Origin of the sequence: Aquabacter cavernae (assembly GCF_003993795.1) — a bacterium.
In the GTDB taxonomy this organism is placed as follows: Bacteria; Pseudomonadota; Alphaproteobacteria; order Rhizobiales; family Xanthobacteraceae; genus Aquabacter; species Aquabacter cavernae.
This window is the reverse complement of the sequence record NZ_RWKV01000008.1, coordinates 1,271,491-1,287,178: the sequence shown is the minus strand read 5'-3', so window position 1 is coordinate 1,287,178 and position 15,688 is coordinate 1,271,491. Positions and strand designations below refer to the sequence as shown.

The window sequence follows — 15,688 nt, the reverse complement described above, 5'->3', positions numbered from 1 at the left end:
GTCTAAAATGAACATCTCTCGCAAGACTCTTCTGGCCTTCGCCCTCGGTGTCGGCCTTACCCTCGGCGGCAATGCCCTGGTGACCGGCGCCTTCGCCAACCAGCCTTACATGATTGCGACTCTTGAGCAGCTCCGCGCCGCCCGCGCCAGCCTGCAGGCGGCCGAGCCCAACAAGGGCGGCCATCGCGAAGTGGCCCTGGGACTCATCGACCAGGCCATCGAACAGGTGCAGGCCGGCATCGCCTTCGCCGCGGGCCGCTGATCCAGCAAAGACGGGACGGCAGAGGCGGGGCGCAGGCCCCGCTTCGCCTTCGCGCGACGAGGCCGCATGGATTGGATCTCCTTCTGGGACGGCGCCCACGCCATCTATGTGAGCAGCCGTCACAAGCGGCTTCACTATGCCCGCATCGCCGCTGACCTCGCCCGCCACGTCCCCCATCCGGATGCGCGGGTGCTGGACTATGGATGCGGCGAGGCGCTATCGGCGCCCGCACTGGCAGCCGCCTGCGGGCAACTGACCCTGTGCGACGCGGCGCCCGGCGTGCGCGAGAAGCTGCGGGAGCGCTTTTCCGCTGATCGGGCCATTTCCGTCGCGTCTCCGGACGGGGTGGCCGCGCTGCCGGACGGCAGTTTCGACCTGATCATCGCCAATTCCCTGCTTCAATATCTGGAGCGCCCGGTGCTGGACGGCCTGCTCGCCCAGTGGCGGCGCCTGCTGGCGCCAGGCGGCCGCCTGCTGGTGGCGGATGTGATCCCCCCCGATGTGAGCGCCGTGCGGGATGCGGCGGCGCTCCTGGCCTTCGCGGCGCGGGACGGGTTTCTCGGTGCCGCTTTGGTGGGCCTCGCGCGCACCGCCCTGTCGCCCTACCGCAAGCTGCGGGCGGAGCTGGGCCTGTCCACGTATCGCGAGGCGGACTTTCTGGCGGTGCTGTCCGCCGCCGGTTTCGCGGGCGAGCGCATGCGCCCCAATGTGGGGCACAACCAGAACCGCATGGCCTTCATCGCCCGTCCGGCCTGAGTGCTATCGCCTGGTCTTCTGCTCGGCGAAGGCCCAGAGGCGGTAGCTGTTGAAGGTCCAGCACAGGACCAGCGCGCTGGTGAGCAATTGCGCCGCCAGATAGAAAATCCCGAGCCGATGGGTGAACAGATCCATCAGCAGCCCGTTGAGCACGAAAGCGACGCCCGCCACCGCGAAATAGCGGGGCATGGCCCCCGCATGGGAGCGGGAGGACTGGAAGGTGAAGCGGCTGTTGAGGGTGTAGGTGACGAGGGTGCCCACCACGAAGCCGATCATGGAAGCGCTCACCGGGCCGAGCAGGTCCAGTTCCACCAGGGTGCCCAGCACCAGGAAATGAGCGACCGCAGCCGTGCCGCCCACTGCGATGAAGGTGGCGAGCTGGGTGAGTCGGGGGCGGTGGCGCGCGATCAGGGCGCGGATCTCAGCCATGGGAAAGGGTCGGTCCTCGGATCTGCGCGCCGGTGCCGTGCGGCCCCGCCCTGCGGCCCGCGCGGGCCGGACACGATCAGGGCGCAGCCCGGCCGGTCTTCCGTCGCGCGCAATTATGGTCTAAGGAAGCCCAATAGCGCGCCTGGCCGAGATCATTCAACGCTAAGGCGCCGCACCGGCCGTCAACCGACGGACTTCGTATCCACAGGGGCGCGTCATCCGCGGCCCTTTTTTTGCGCCTGCCGAGCGCCTGCGAGACATGCCGAAACGCACTGACCTCGAAACCATCCTCATCATCGGCGCCGGCCCCATCGTCATCGGGCAGGCCTGTGAATTCGACTATTCCGGCACCCAGGCGTGCAAGGCGCTGAAGGAGGAGGGTTACCGGGTCGTCCTGGTGAACTCCAATCCGGCGACCATCATGACCGATCCGGACATGGCGGATGCCACCTACATCGAGCCGATCACGCCTGAGATCGTCGAGAAGATCATCGAGACGGAGCGCGGCGATCGCTCCAAGGGCTTCGCGCTGCTGCCCACCATGGGTGGCCAGACCGCGCTGAACTGCGCCCTGTCGCTGAAGAAGAGCGGCGTGCTCGATCGCTTCGACGTGGAGATGATCGGCGCCACCGCCGAGGCCATCGACAAGGCCGAGGATCGCGAGCTGTTCCGCGAGGCCATGACCAAGATCGGCCTGCTGACGCCCACGTCGCGGCAGATCAAGACCTTGTCCCAGGCGCTGGAAGCCCTGGACATTGTCGGCCTGCCCGCCATCATCCGCCCGTCCTTCACCATGGGCGGCACGGGCGGCGGCATCGCCTTCAACAAGGCCGAGTTCATCGAGATCGTGGAGCGCGGCATCGACGCCTCGCCCACCAACGAGGTGCTCATCGAGGAGAGCGTGCTCGGCTGGAAGGAGTATGAGATGGAGGTGGTCCGCGACAAGGCGGACAACTGCATCATCATCTGCTCCATCGAGAATCTGGACCCGATGGGCGTGCACACCGGCGATTCCATCACGGTGGCCCCGGCGCTGACGCTGACCGACAAGGAATACCAGATCATGCGCGACGCCTCGCTGGCGGTGCTGCGCGAGATCGGGGTGGAGACCGGCGGTTCCAACGTGCAGTTCGCGATCAACCCGGAAGACGGGCGCATGATCGTGATCGAGATGAATCCGCGCGTGTCGCGCTCCTCGGCGCTGGCCTCCAAGGCCACCGGCTTCCCCATCGCCAAGGTCGCCGCCCGCCTCGCGGTGGGCTATACGCTCGACGAGATCGAGAACGACATCACCGGCGGCGCGACCCCGGCTTCCTTCGAGCCCACCATCGATTACGTGGTCACGAAGATCCCGCGCTTCGCCTTCGAGAAGTTCCCCGGCGCCGACCCGACGCTCACCACCTCCATGAAGTCGGTGGGCGAGGCCATGGCCATCGGCCGCACCTTCCAGGAGAGCCTCCAGAAGGCGCTGCGCTCGCTGGAGACCGGCCTGTCCGGGCTCGACGACGTGGAGATCGGCGGCATCGGCTCGGGCGACGACAAGAACGCCATCCGCGCTGCTTTGGGCACGCCCACGCCGGAGCGCCTGCTCTATGTGGCGCAGGCCATGCGCCTCGGCATGAGCGATGCGGAGATCCACACCGCGTGCAAGATCGACCCGTGGTTCCTCGCCCAGATCCGCGGCATCGTGGAGATCGAGGCGAAGGTGAAGCGCTTCGGCCTGCCGACCACGACGGGCGCATTCCGCTCGCTGAAGTCCATGGGCTTCTCGGACCTGCGCCTCGCCACCCTGGCCGGGCTGGAGGAGGAAGAGGTCCGCACGGCGCGTCAGGCACTGGGCGTGCGCCCGGTCTATAAGCGCATCGACACCTGCGCCGCCGAGTTCGCCTCGCCCACGGCCTATATGTATTCCACCTACGAGGCGCCCTTCGCGGGCGTCCCGGCGGACGAGGCCTATCCCTCGGACCGCAAGAAGGCGATCATCCTGGGCGGCGGGCCGAACCGCATCGGCCAGGGAATCGAGTTCGATTATTGCTGCTGCCATGCGGCCTTCGCCCTGAAAGAGACGGGCTATGAGGCCATCATGGTCAACTGCAACCCGGAGACCGTCTCCACCGACTACGACACGTCCGATCGGCTCTATTTCGAGCCGCTGACGGCGGAGGACGTGCTGGAGCTGATCGACCGCGAGCGGACCGCCGGAACGCTTCTGGGCGTGATCGTGCAGTTCGGCGGCCAGACGCCGCTGAAGCTGGCGCGTGCGCTTGAGGCGGCGAATGTGCCGATTCTCGGCACCTCGCCCGACGCCATCGACCTCGCCGAGGACCGCGACCGCTTCAAGCGCCTGATCAACGACCTGAAGCTGCGCCAGCCCGACAACGGCATCGCTTATTCGGTGGAGCAGGCACGCATCGTCGCCGGCGATCTCGGCTATCCCATGGTGGTGCGCCCCTCCTACGTGCTGGGCGGCCGGGCCATGCAGATCATCCGCGACGAGCGCCAGCTCGGCGACTATCTGCTGGACACCCTGCCGGGCCTCGTGCCCCAGGACGTGAAGGCGCGGTATCCCAACGACAAGACGGGCCAGATCAACACCGTCCTCGGCAAGAACCCGCTCCTGTTCGACCGCTACCTGTCGGACGCCATCGAGGTGGACGTGGATGCGCTGTGCGATGGCACCCGCGTGCATGTGGCCGGCATCATGGAGCATATCGAGGAGGCGGGCATCCATTCGGGTGACAGCGCCTGCTCCCTGCCGCCCCACTCGCTCTCGGCGGACATGATCGCCCGCCTGGAAAAGGAGACCACCGCGCTCGCCCTGGCGCTGCGTGTGGTCGGCCTCATGAACGTGCAGTTCGCGCTCAAGGACGACAAGATCTACATCCTCGAAGTCAATCCGCGCGCCTCGCGCACCGTGCCCTTCGTGGCCAAGGTGGTGGGCCTGCCCATCGCCAAGATCGCGGCGCGGGTGATGGCGGGCGAGAAGCTGGATGTCTTCGACCTGAAGCCCCACGCGGTGAACCATATCGCGGTGAAGGAGGCGGTGTTCCCCTTCGCCCGCTTCCCCGGCGTGGACACGGTGCTCGGACCGGAGATGCGCTCCACCGGCGAGGTGATGGGTCTCGACACCGATTACGGCGTCGCCTTCGCCAAGAGCCAGCTGGGCGGCGGCACCAAGGTGCCGAAGGCGGGCACGGTGTTCGTGTCGGTGAAGGAAAGCGACAAGATGCGCATCCTGCCCAGCGTCAAGCTGCTTCAGGATATCGGGTTCAAGGTGATCGCCACCTCCGGCACGCAGCGCTTCCTGGAAGAGAACGGCGTCGTCGCGGGCAAGATCAACAAGGTGCTCGAAGGGCGTCCGCATATCGTGGACGCCATCAAGAATGGCGGCGTGCAACTGGTGTTCAACACCACGGAGGGCTCGCAGGCGCTTCTGGACAGCCGGTCGCTCCGTCGTGCCGCCCTCTTGCACAAAGTGCCATATTACACCACGCTGTCAGGAGCCGTCGCAGCGGCGCAGGGGATCAAGGCCTATGTGGGCGGCGATCTCAAGGTGCGCGCGCTGCAGAGCTATTTCGGCGCCGGCGGGTCGAAGGGGACGAACTGAGCGTTCGTCCTCCGCGACGCGCGGGGTGTGAAGGCGTGGGCGTGATCCCGCGGGCCATTCCTCATGGGCGGCTCTGCAATCGCGGCGCGTCCCGAGCACCTCTCACGCCTTTTGTGTGCCGATTGCGAGGCGGTGACCGTCCCGCGGTAGAGCGCGTTTTGACCGGATTGCATCGCAATCCGGTGGGTGAAGCGTTCTCTCATCGAGTGATGAGAGGCTGATTCACCCATCAGGTTGATCCAACCTGATGGGATCGGTCTCTTGCGGATGTTTGTTTTTGCGTCGGCTTCCCCCTCGCCGCCGATGGCGATGGGGAGCCGGGGTTTCAGGAGGTCTTACGACGGACCCATGGAAAAGATTCCCATGACGGGGAGCGGACATACCGCCCTCGAAAATGAATTGCGCCATCGCCAGCAGGTGGAGCGCCCGCGGATCATCACGGCCATTGCCGAAGCGCGTGCCCATGGCGACCTGTCCGAGAACGCGGAATACCACGCGGCCAAGGAGCTTCAGTCCCTGAATGAGGGGCGGATCGCCGATCTGGAGGACAAGCTTTCGCGCGCCGAGATCATCGACGTGACCAAGCTGTCTGGAGACGTGGTCAAGTTCGGCGCCACCGTCACCCTGGTGGACGAGGACACGGAAGAGGAGAAGGTCTGGCAGATCGTCGGCGACAACGAAGCTGACGCCAAGGCCGGCCGCATCTCCATTTCCTCTCCCGTCGCCCGGGCCCTGATCGGCAAGAAGAAGGGCGCGTCCGTCGAGGTCGTGACCCCGAAGGGCGCCCGGTCGTTCGAGATCGTCCAGGTCCGCTGGGTCTGACGCCTCGGGCGCGGGCCGCGCGGCTCGCGCCTGTTGCGGCGTCCGGGGGCGGGGCGGTTCCCCGGAGTGCCGGACGGTGCGCGGCCGCCGTCCGCGGTCCGTCTCGGGTTACGGAAGGGGGAGGGCTGGCGTGGCGGAGAGCCGTTTCCCGAAGTCGCGCATCGATGCCCTGACCGACGGCATTTTCGCCTTTTCCATGACGCTTCTGGTCCTGGATGTGCGGGTGCCGGGCGATCTGCCCATCACCAGCGCGGCGGAGCTGACCGCTCATCTCCTGTCTTTGTCGCGACCTTTGATCGCTTACGGGGTCGGATTCTTCGTGCTGGGCGCGGTCTGGCGCGGCGCCATCGAGCATCGGCAGGCGGAAGAGAAGCTTACGGGCAAGCTGGTCTCGCTTTGGCTTGCACTATTGTTCTTCGTGACCATGGTGCCGTTCTCGTCCGGCCTCGTCAGTCGCTACGGTGACTTCCTGCCGGCGGTTCTCGTCTATTCCGGCAACATGCTTATGCTGGCGGCGCTGCTGGCGCGGGTGCGCTATCTGGAGGTGGTCCCGGCCGCCCGCTCGGTGCGCGCGGCCATCAGCCCTTATCTGGCGCTGTTCATTTGTTCGGCGTTGCTCTCGCTGGTCATCAGCCTGTTCGACCCTGCGCACGCCATGTTCGCCTATTTCGTCAATTTTGCCCGCGGCCTCCCCGTCTGGGGAGGGAAAGGCGAGGGGCGCTGAGGCGCCCCCGCGCCGGGCGGCGTCAGGCGAAGAGGAAGTCGCTTTCGCCGAGATCAGAGAGCTGAACACCCTGGAGGATCAGCGTGTCACTGGTGCTCAGCTTGAACACGGCGTCCGTTCCCCATTGTTCGGCGACGCCCAGGATCCCGTCCAGCGAGGCATAGCCGAACGCCGAATCGATCTCCACCATGTCCGTGCCGATGGTGAAGTCGGCGACCCGGTCGAACTCGGTGCCCACCTCCACCACGAAGGTGTCCGCCCCGGAGCGCCCTTCGAGCACGTCGAAGCCGGAGCCGCCGATCATCCGGTCCGCGCCGCCGCCGCCCACCATGTAGTCGTCGCCGCCAAGGCCGGCGAGGATGTTGTCGCCGTCATTGCCTTCGAGGAAGTTCTTCAGCCCGTTGCCGGTGCCGGACAGCGCGTCCGATCCCTGGAGGCGAAGCTCTTCCACATTGGCCGACAGCGTATGGGAGACGATGGCGAACACCGTGTCGATGGCGCCGTCATCCACCAGGACGCCGCTCAACTCGTCCACCACGTCGCCCGCATGGTCGATCACATAGCGGTCGGCACCCGCGCCGCCGGTCAGGGTGTCAGCCCCGGCTCCGCCGTTGAGCAGGTCGGCGCCCGCGCCGCCATCCAGCGTATCGTTGCCGCCATTGCCGTAGAGGTCGTCATCCCCGCCCGCGCCCGTCAGCAGGTTGGCGCCGTCATTGCCGATGAGGAGGTTCTTCAGGTCGTTGCCGGTGCCCGAGAGCGCGTCGCTCCCCAGCAGCGTCAGGTTCTCCACGAAGGCGGCGAGGGTGAAGGAGACCGTGCTCTGCACATGGTCCACCGACCCGTCATCCACGCTCTGGCCGAAGCGCTCGTCCACGGTGTCGCCCACGCCCACCAGATAGAGGTCCGCGCCCGCGCCGCCGCGCAGGATGTCGGCGCCGAGGCCGCCATCCAGATAATCGTTGCCCGCCGCCCCGTAGAGCGTATTGGCGCCGTCATTGCCGTAGAGGGAGTTGGCGCCGGAATTGCCAGTGCCGTTGAGGGCCGCCGCCCCATACAGGGCCAGCACCTCGATGCGCGCGCCGAGGGTGTAGGAGACGGTGGAATGCACCACGTCCCAGGCGCCGTCGTCGGTCCCGGCGCTTTCCACCGCCTGGTCCTTCACGTCATCGACCACATATTGGTCGGCACCCGCGCCGCCATACATCTTGTCGATGCCCGTCCCGCCGTCGAGCCAGTCATTCCCCGCGCCGCCGTTCAGCGTGTCGTTGCCCGCCCCGCCGCTCAGGCCGTTATTGCCTGCATTGCCGGTGAGCGTGTTGTTCAGTTCGTTGCCCCAGCCCGAGAGCGCGTCGCTGCCGGTGAGGGTCAGCTTCTCCAGGCCCGCGCCCAGGGCGAAGCTGACGGAGGAGACCACCGTGTCGATGGCGCCGTCATCAAGGCTCTGGCCGAACAGGTCATCCACCGTGTCGCCGAGATTGTCCACGTAATAGGCATCGGCCCCCGCGCCGCCGCGCAGGATGTCGGCGCCAAGGCCGCCCACCAGCCGGTCGGCGCCCGTGCCGCCTTCCAGGATGTCGTCGCCCTCGCCGCCGCTCAGGCCGTCGTCGCCGTCCCCGCCCATGAGATGGTCGCGCCCGGCATCGCCGGTCAGGGTATCATTGCCCGCACCACCCTCGATCAGGTCGTCTCCGGCCCCGCCGGTGATCCGGTCATTGCCCGCGCCGCCGCCGAGGGTGTTGCTGCCCGCATTGCCGGTGATGGTGTTGTCCAGCGCGTTGCCCAGCCCGGCAACGTCCAGCGTGCCGGTGAGGGTGAGCTTTTCCAGCCGGTCGCCGAGGGTGAAGCTGACGGACGAGACCACATGGTCGATGGCGCCGTCATCCACGCTTTGGCCGAACCCCTCGTCCACGGTGTCGCCGAGATCGTCCGCGTAATAGACATCGGCCCCCGCGCCGCCGCGCAGGATGTCGGCGCCGAGGCCGCCCACCAGCCGGTCGGCGCCCGTGCCGCCGTCCAGCACGTCATCGCCGTCGCCGCCGTTCAGGCTGTCGTCGCCCTCGCCGCCCACGAGGCGGTCAAGTCCCGCGCCGCCGCTCAGGCTGTCATTGCCCGTGCCGCCATCCAGCAGGTCGTCTCCGGCCCCGCCGTAGAGGCGATCATTGCCTGCGTCGCCGGTGAGGGTGTTGTTGCCGGCATTGCCGGTGAGGGTGTTGTCCAGCTCGTTGCCCAGCCCGGCACTGTCCAGGGTGCCGGTCAGGGTCAGCTTTTCCAGCCGGGAGCCGAGGGCGAAGCCGACAGAGGACACCACATGGTCGATGGCGCCGTCATCCACGGCCTGACCATAGCTTTCATCCACCGTGTCGCCCAAGTCGTCCACGTAATAGACATCGGCTCCGGCGCCGCCCGCCATATAGTCGGCGCCCGTGCCGCCGGACAGGCGGTCATTGCCGTCGCCGCCCAGCAGCGTGTCGTTTCCGGCATTGCCATAGAGGATGTCGTTTCCGGCCGCGCCGGACAGGACGTTGTCGGAGGCATTGCCGGACAGGGTGTTGTCCAGCCCGTTGCCGGTGCCGTCGGCGGCGGTGCCCGCGAGGCTCAGCTTCTCCACATGGTCGGGCAGGGTGTAGGAGACATAGGAAACGACCTTGTCGAGGGCGTCGTCCGCGTCGGTCTCGCTCACCGTGTCGCCTTCGGAATCCACATAATAGGTGTCGGCGCCCGTGCCGCCCTGCATCAGGTCGCTGCCTGTGCCGCCGTTCAGCAGGTCGGCGCCGCCGCCAGCGATCAGCGTGTCGTCGCCGGCATAGCCGTAGAGGCGCTCGGCGGCGTCCGTGCCGGTAAGCGTGTCGGCCTGGCTGGTGCCCTTGAGGGTGACGCTGGTCTCGGTCATATCTGTGCCCCCGCATACTCAAGCGGGACTGCGCCCGCGAGCGTGGGCTTCTCCATACGGGGAAGCGAGGACGGTATTACTGGAGGCCAGTGTCACAGTCGATGCACGCAACCGTGAGGTGGTGTGTTATTTTTGGCCTGTTGAACTTTCCTCAAAGGAATAGGTGCCGAATGCTTAATTCCTCACTTTCTGTCTCTAAAATCGATTTTTAGAGATGGGCTTCCCTCCCGCCTCCATCGATGCCACCGCCGCCCTCCTGTCCGAGGCGGGCTATGTGGCGGATCGCGCGCTCTCCACCGTGGTGCATCTGGCATTGCGCATGGGGCGCCCGCTGCTGCTGGAGGGCGAGGCCGGGGTGGGGAAGACGGAAGTGGCGCGCGCGCTGTCCGCGGCGCTCGGCCGCCGGCTCATTCGCCTGCAATGCTATGAGGGGCTGGACCTCGCCTCGGCGGCCTATGAGTGGAATTACGCGGCGCAGATGATCGCCATCCGCCTTGCGGAGGCCACCGGCGAGCGGGACCGCGCGGCCATCGCCGCCGACCTGTTCTCCGAGCGCTACCTTCTGCGCCGCCCGCTGCTGGAGGCGCTGGCGCCCGACCCGGCAGGCCCGCCGGTTCTGCTGGTGGACGAGCTGGACCGCACCGACGAAGCGTTCGAGGCCTTCCTGCTGGAAGTGCTCTCCGAATTCCAGATCACCATTCCCGAGCTTGGCGCGGTGCGGGCGGCCGAGCCCCCCATCGTCATCCTCACCTCCAACCGCACCCGCGAGATCCACGACGCGCTGAAGCGGCGCTGCCTCTATCACTGGGTGGATTATCCCGACGCCGCCCGCGAACTGGCTATCCTGCGGGCCCGGCGCCCCGGCGTGCCCGAGCGCCTGTCGGCCCAGGTGGTCGCCTTCGTCCAGGCCATTCGCGCGGACGACCTGTTCAAGGCGCCGGGCGTCGCCGAGACCCTGGACTGGGCCTCCGCTCTGGTGGAACTGGACGCGGTCTCCCTGGACCCGGCCTTGGTGGCGGACACGCTGGGGGTTCTGCTGAAGTATCAGGACGACATCGCCCGCACCGACGCACCGCGCATCGCGGCGCTGATCGAGGAGACCCGCCGGGCGCTGTAGCGCTTCCCTCGGAAACGCTCTGGGTCCCATCGACATTCAGAGTGATGGATGGGTTTCAGCCTCTTGGGGCCGTCATGCCCGGGCGTGTCCCGGGCATCCACGCCTCTGGGTCGAGCGTGCACCTAGCGGAACCCCGTGGATGGCCGGGACAAGCCCGGCCATGACGACGTGATCTTAAAAGAGCCGTCCAGACCGCTTGAAGGCCGATCGGCCCCAGGGTGACCCGCCGCCCTCAGCGGAAGGCGAAATAGCCCACCACCGCCGCCGCGCCGATGAGCGGGATGGGGTTGATGCGGGTGGCGAGGAGAAGGCCGAACACCGCCACCATGATGGCCGCGCTCGGCACGCCCGTGATGGTGCCGCGCGCGATGCTGATGGCGCCCGCCAGCAGCAGGCCGATGGAGACCGGCGCGAGGCCGCGCTGGATGGAGGCGCGCCAGGGCCAATGGTCCAGCCGGTTCCACAGCCGCCCCACCCAGAGCGTGAGCAGGCCCGTGGGCAGGAAGAAGGCCAGCACCACCGCCAGCGCACCCACAGGCCCGGCCACCCATTGGCCGATGCCCGCGATCATCATCATGTTGGGGCCGGGGGCCATCTGTCCCACGCTGTAGAGATGGATGAGCTGGGGGAAGGTCATCCAATGGTGGTTGTCCACCACCAGCGTCTTCATTTCCGGGAAGGCCGCCATGCCCCCGCCCACGGTGAGCAGGGAGAGATAGGCGAACACCGCGATGAGGGCGGGAAGCTGGCTCATGGCTTCACATGCTCCGGCAGGCGGCCGGGCCGGTACCAGTAGATGGCGAGCGCACCCACCACCACCAGAACCAGCAGCACCGACTGGTGCATGAGATCGACGCCGATCACGGTGAGCGCCACGAACACCAGATCGGACATGCGGGTGAGGCTCTTGCGGCCGAGTTGGAAGGTCACCGCCAGCACAAGGCCCACGGCTGCCGCCGAGACGCCGTGCAGCACGGCCCCGATGCCCACCTCGCTGCCCCGCGAGGCCGCATAGGCGGCGGCCGCCGCCACCATCATCAGCGCGCCGGGCAGGCAGATGCCCGCCAGCGCCACCGCCGCGCCCGCTGTGCCGCGCAGCCGGTCTCCCACCAGGATCGCCATGTTGGAGGCGTTGAGCCCCGGCAGGGTCTGGCAGATGGACAGAAGCTCCACGAAGGTCTCGTCCGCGATCCATTTGCGCCGCCCCACGAGGCCGGAGCGCAGATAGGCGACGACGCCCCCGCCGAAGCTGGTGGCGCCGATGACGAGGAAGCCCACGAAGATGTCCGTGAGGGTTACCGAAGGCGGCGTCTCGAACGGCGCCTCGGGCGCTGGCGCCTCACTCATGGCTCTGGGGCGGGTTGCCCTTCAGCCGGTAGACGGCGCCGGTCTTGGTGGTTCCAAGCGACACCCAGTCCCGCGCCTCGTCCTGCAGGGCGCAGAAGAAGGCTTCGCTGCGCTCAAGGGCTTTCGCGTTCAGGTCTGTGCGGCGCAGGAAGCGGGCCTGATAGGAGAATTCCCCCACCAATTGGTGATGGTCGCCACGGGTGCGCCACACCGAGACGTTGCACGGCGCGGTCAGCCCCTTGCCGAAATCCAGCGTGCCCAGATCCTGCAACACCTCTTCCACGGCGGTGCGGTTCACCAGCTGCACATGCTTGCGCGTGCCGCCCAGCACCGGGGCGAGGGCGGGGAACACGCGGATCAGGGTCGCGGCGGCAGTGGGATCGGCGGCGCCGCGCATGCGGAAGGGGAATTCCACATTGTGCGAATAGAGCGAGCGGATGCCGCCGATGCGATCCTTCAGCGGCAGGGCCTCTTCCTTGAACTTGATCTTGTAGGCGCCCTGGATCTGCGGGCGCACGTCCAGCGCCGAGGCGGTGTCGAGATCGGGATGGCGGAACTTGAACACGATCTCCGGATCGCCCACCGGGAAGCCGTCTTCATAGGTGATGCGGCGGCGCAGGATGAAGCTGTTATTGTAGAGCTTGAAGTCCTGGGTATCGAGGAACAGCACTTCGCGGATCTGCGGGCGGTTCGTCTTCGGCGAGACCGGCTCGTACTCCACGCCCATGCGCTTGGCGACGCGGGTGACGATCTTGGCGAAGTCGAAGAAGCTCTGCACCGAGGTGAAGCGCAGCCCCGAGAGGATGATCTTCGCTTCGAGATAGCGCACCTCGTCATAGGGGTGTCCGTCCGCATAGAGCGGCGCGCTGAGGTCCACCACCTGAGGCTTGGAAATCTTCTCGCCCACCTGAATTCCCCACCTGCTGTCCGGCGCCCGTCAATGGCGAAGCACCTGTCCTTTTGAGGAGAGCAGCATATCCGGGCGGGCGAGCAAAGGGGGAAGCGGGGCGCGGGCCCGCGCAGCGTCATCCGGATGTCATTTTTTTCGCGGGGAGCGGCATTTTCGTCCGCCCTTGCCTCGCGCGGTGCGCCCCGTCACCCTGCGCGGCAAATGGAAGGGAGCGGGCATGCCGGAGGGGCGCCTCGCCGAGAACGTCGCCTATTTCGGCCGCGCCTTGCGCGCGGCGGGGCTGCGCGTGGGGCCGGGGGATGTGCTCGATGCGGTGAGCGCGCTGGATGTGGCGGGCCTTGCCGCGCGGGAGGATGCCTATTGGGCGCTCCATGCGGTGTTCGTGCGCCGCCGGGAGGACCATGAGGTCTTCGACCAGGCGTTCCGCCTGTTCTGGCGCCGCCGCGCCGCCACCGAGAAGCTGCTGGCTCTGCTCTCCCCCGCCGCGCCGGGCCGCCCGGACGCGGGGCGCCGCACGCTGCGGCGGGTGGAGGAGGCGATGTTCGCGGGCATCGGGCGGCCGAGGGAGGAAGAGGCCCCGCGCCTCGAAGTGGAGGCGCGCCTGTCCGCCTCCTCCGAAGACGTGCTGCGCACCCGCGACTTCGCCCAGATGAGCGCGCAGGAGATGCGCGAGGCGCGCCGGCGCATCGCCGCCCTGCGCCTGCCCGACGATGCGGCGCAGACGCGCCGCTTCCATCCCGCCCCGCGCGGCCCGCGCTTCGACCTGCGCGCCACCGCCCGCGCCAGCCTGGCGGCGGGCGGGGAGATGCTGGCGCCCCGCTTCAAGGCGCCGCGCCGCCGTCCGCCGCCCATCGTGGCGCTCGTCGATATTTCCGGCTCCATGGCCGATTATTCGCGGGCGATCCTGCACTTTCTCCATGCCGTGTCGCGCACGCGGCGGGTGCATGTGTTCCTGTTCGGCACGCGGCTCACCAATGTGACGCGCGCCCTGCGCCGCCGCGATCCCGACGCGGCGCTGGAGGCGGTGGCGGGGGCGGCCAGCGACTGGGCGGGAGGCACCCGCATCGGCGCTTCGCTCCATGCCTTCAACAAGCTGTGGTCGCGACGGGTGCTCGGCCAGTCCCCCGTGGTGCTGCTCATCACCGACGGGCTGGAGCGGGACCCGGACGCGGCGCTGGAGGCGGAGATCGACCGGCTGCACCGCTCCTGCCGCCGCCTCGTCTGGCTCAATCCCCTGCTGCGCTATGCCGGGTTCGAGCCCAAGGCACGCGGCATCCGCGCCTTGCTGCCCCATGTGGACGAGTTCCGCCCGGTGCATGATCTGTCGAGCCTGGAGGCCCTGGTCACGGCTCTGTCGGCTCCGGCGGATAGGCGTGCACGCCTCCGCAATGGTCGGTGACGGTGCCCGCGCCGAGATAGCCCGGTGTCAGCGGCACCTTGCCGTAGCCGCCGGGGATATCGAGCACATAAGTGGGCAGGCAGATGCCTGACAGACGCCCGCGCAGCGCCCGCATGAGCGCCTGGCCCTCCTCAATGGGCAGGCGGAAATGGCCGGTGCCGGGGGCAAGGTCGGGATGGTGCAGGTAATAGGGTTTTACCCGCGCGGCCACCAATGCGCGGAACAGGTCTGCCAGGGTTTCGGCATCATCGTTCACGCCGCGCAGCAGCACCGACTGGGAGAGGACCGGGATGCCCGCATCCACCAGCCGGGTGATGGCGCTTAGCGCCTCCGGGCCGAGTTCCCGGGCATGGTTGGCATGCACGACCACATAAGGCGTCAGGCCCGGCCGCTTGAGTGCGGCGACCAGATCGTCCGTGACCCGCTCGGGCGCGGCGACGGGAATGCGGGTGTGGAAGCGGGCGATCTTCACATGGGGAATGGCGGCAAGCCGGTCCAGCACCTGCGCCATGCGGCGCGGCGCCACCATGAAGGGATCACCGCCCGTGAGGATCACTTCCCAGATTTCGGGATGATCCGTCACATAGGCCAGCGCCCGGTCCAGCGCTTCGGGCGAGAGGGCATTCTGCGCGCCCGGCCCCACCATTTCCCGGCGGAAGCAGAAGCGGCAATAGACAGCGCACACCCCCACCAGCTTCAGCAGCACCCGGTCGGGATAGCGGTGGACGATGCCGGGCACCGGGGAGTGGGCCTCGTCGCCGATGGGGTCCGCATCCTCGAACGGCGCGCTCGTCAGTTCCGCGATGTCCGGCACGAACTGGCGCGCCAGCGCGTCGCCCGGCGCCATGCGGGCGGCCAGCGTCTGCGTGACCGCGATGGCATAGCGCGCGCCCACCTCCTGCACCCCCGCGCGCGCCTCCGCGGGCAGAAGCCCGGCGGCGACGAGATCGTCCGCGCTGCGCAAAGTGGGGGGGCCTGAGATGGACATGCGCCTTTCCGAGGAGAAGAATGACGGGACTGGGAGCGGCACCCGATCCGGCGCGCCCTATATAGGGTCAGACGCCGGCACACCCAAATGCGGGGAAGGACAGGGAGAATCCCATGCAGACCACCGATGACGACGTGTTGGGCGCGGCCCTGCGCTGGCGGCAGGAAGGGCGGGCCGTGGCCCTCGCCACCGTGCTGGAGACCTGGGGCTCGGCCCCGCGCCCCGTGGGCAGCCATCTGGTGATCGACGGCGAGGGCAATTTCCTCGGCTCGGTCTCCGGCGGCTGCGTGGAAGGCGAAGTGGTGAGCGAGGCGGTGGACGTGATCGTCTCCGGTGAACCGCGCATCCTGGAATTCGGCGTGGCCGATGAGACCGCCTGGCGGGTGGGCCTGTCCTGCGGCGGGGCCATCCGGGTCTATGTGGAGCGGGTGGACTGA

The 15,688-nt window shown here is 67.9% G+C and carries 14 protein-coding genes; 8 read left to right on the top strand and 6 right to left on the bottom strand.

The features are described from left to right. The first annotated feature begins 7 nt into the window (after window positions 1-7). On the top strand, window positions 8-262 hold the full coding sequence (locus EJJ38_RS10560) for a hypothetical protein (protein WP_127090021.1): 255 nt from the start codon (window positions 8-10) through the stop codon (window positions 260-262). A gap of 66 nt (window positions 263-328) precedes the next feature. Further along, window positions 329-1,018, top strand: coding sequence for a class I SAM-dependent methyltransferase (locus EJJ38_RS10555; RefSeq protein WP_127090020.1), 690 nt, complete (start codon window positions 329-331; stop codon window positions 1,016-1,018). 3 nt (window positions 1,019-1,021) lie between these two features. On the opposite strand, the gene EJJ38_RS10550 is transcribed toward EJJ38_RS10555, so the two are convergent. Then, entirely contained in the window at window positions 1,022-1,447 is a 426-nt protein-coding gene (locus EJJ38_RS10550) for a GtrA family protein (RefSeq protein ID WP_127090019.1), read from the bottom strand. 259 nt (window positions 1,448-1,706) lie between these two features. Here EJJ38_RS10550 and carB point away from each other — a divergent pair, with 259 nt between their 5' ends. The 3 genes from carB (at window position 1,707) to EJJ38_RS10535 (ending at window position 6,600) form a co-directional block, all read left to right on the top strand. Beyond that, window positions 1,707-5,054: a carbamoyl-phosphate synthase large subunit gene (gene carB / locus EJJ38_RS10545; RefSeq protein WP_127090018.1), complete on the top strand. Its 3,348-nt coding sequence runs from the start codon at window positions 1,707-1,709 to the stop codon at window positions 5,052-5,054. A gap of 348 nt (window positions 5,055-5,402) precedes the next feature. Next, window positions 5,403-5,876: a transcription elongation factor GreA gene (greA, locus tag EJJ38_RS10540; protein WP_127090017.1), complete on the top strand. Its 474-nt coding sequence runs from the start codon at window positions 5,403-5,405 to the stop codon at window positions 5,874-5,876. Between the two features lie 130 nt (window positions 5,877-6,006). After that, window positions 6,007-6,600 (top strand): TMEM175 family protein, encoded by a 594-nt coding sequence (locus EJJ38_RS10535; protein ID WP_127090016.1) that lies wholly within the window; start codon window positions 6,007-6,009, stop codon window positions 6,598-6,600. A gap of 22 nt (window positions 6,601-6,622) precedes the next feature. On the opposite strand, the gene EJJ38_RS10530 is transcribed toward EJJ38_RS10535, so the two are convergent. Continuing rightward, window positions 6,623-9,490 carry a calcium-binding protein gene (locus EJJ38_RS10530; protein WP_127090015.1) on the bottom strand — a complete coding sequence of 956 codons (2,868 nt, stop codon included), beginning with the start codon at window positions 9,488-9,490 and terminating at the stop codon, window positions 6,623-6,625. Between the two features lie 214 nt (window positions 9,491-9,704). On the opposite strand from EJJ38_RS10530, the gene EJJ38_RS10525 reads away from it, so the two are divergent. Further along, on the top strand, window positions 9,705-10,607 hold the full coding sequence (locus EJJ38_RS10525) for an AAA family ATPase (RefSeq protein WP_127090014.1): 903 nt from the start codon (window positions 9,705-9,707) through the stop codon (window positions 10,605-10,607). Window positions 10,608-10,839: 232 nt separating this feature from the next. On the opposite strand, the gene EJJ38_RS10520 is transcribed toward EJJ38_RS10525, so the two are convergent. Genes EJJ38_RS10520 through EJJ38_RS10510 form a run of 3 tightly spaced genes read right to left on the bottom strand, consistent with a single transcriptional unit; the run spans window position 10,840 to window position 12,861 of the window. Beyond that, a complete protein-coding gene (locus tag EJJ38_RS10520) occupies window positions 10,840-11,361 on the bottom strand; it encodes a chromate transporter (protein ID WP_127090013.1) in 522 nt (173 codons plus the stop codon). After that, window positions 11,358-11,954 (bottom strand): chromate transporter, encoded by a 597-nt coding sequence (locus tag EJJ38_RS10515; protein WP_127090012.1) that lies wholly within the window; start codon window positions 11,952-11,954, stop codon window positions 11,358-11,360. The genes EJJ38_RS10520 and EJJ38_RS10515 overlap by 4 nt, the downstream gene beginning before the upstream one ends. Further along, a complete protein-coding gene (locus tag EJJ38_RS10510) occupies window positions 11,947-12,861 on the bottom strand; it encodes a hypothetical protein (protein WP_127090011.1) in 915 nt (304 codons plus the stop codon). Before EJJ38_RS10510 ends, EJJ38_RS10515 begins: the two co-directional genes overlap by 8 nt. Before the next feature lie 220 nt (window positions 12,862-13,081). Here EJJ38_RS10510 and EJJ38_RS10505 point away from each other — a divergent pair, with 220 nt between their 5' ends. Continuing rightward, on the top strand, window positions 13,082-14,263 hold the full coding sequence (locus tag EJJ38_RS10505; RefSeq protein WP_127090010.1) for a vWA domain-containing protein: 1,182 nt from the start codon (window positions 13,082-13,084) through the stop codon (window positions 14,261-14,263). On the opposite strand, the gene EJJ38_RS10500 is transcribed toward EJJ38_RS10505, so the two are convergent. Beyond that, window positions 14,208-15,251, bottom strand: coding sequence for a lysine-2,3-aminomutase-like protein (locus tag EJJ38_RS10500; protein WP_127090009.1), 1,044 nt, complete (start codon window positions 15,249-15,251; stop codon window positions 14,208-14,210). The genes EJJ38_RS10505 and EJJ38_RS10500 overlap by 56 nt on opposite strands. Window positions 15,252-15,364: 113 nt before the next feature. Here EJJ38_RS10500 and EJJ38_RS10495 point away from each other — a divergent pair, with 113 nt between their 5' ends. Beyond that, on the top strand, window positions 15,365-15,688 hold the full coding sequence (locus EJJ38_RS10495; RefSeq protein WP_127090008.1) for an XdhC family protein: 324 nt from the start codon (window positions 15,365-15,367) through the stop codon (window positions 15,686-15,688).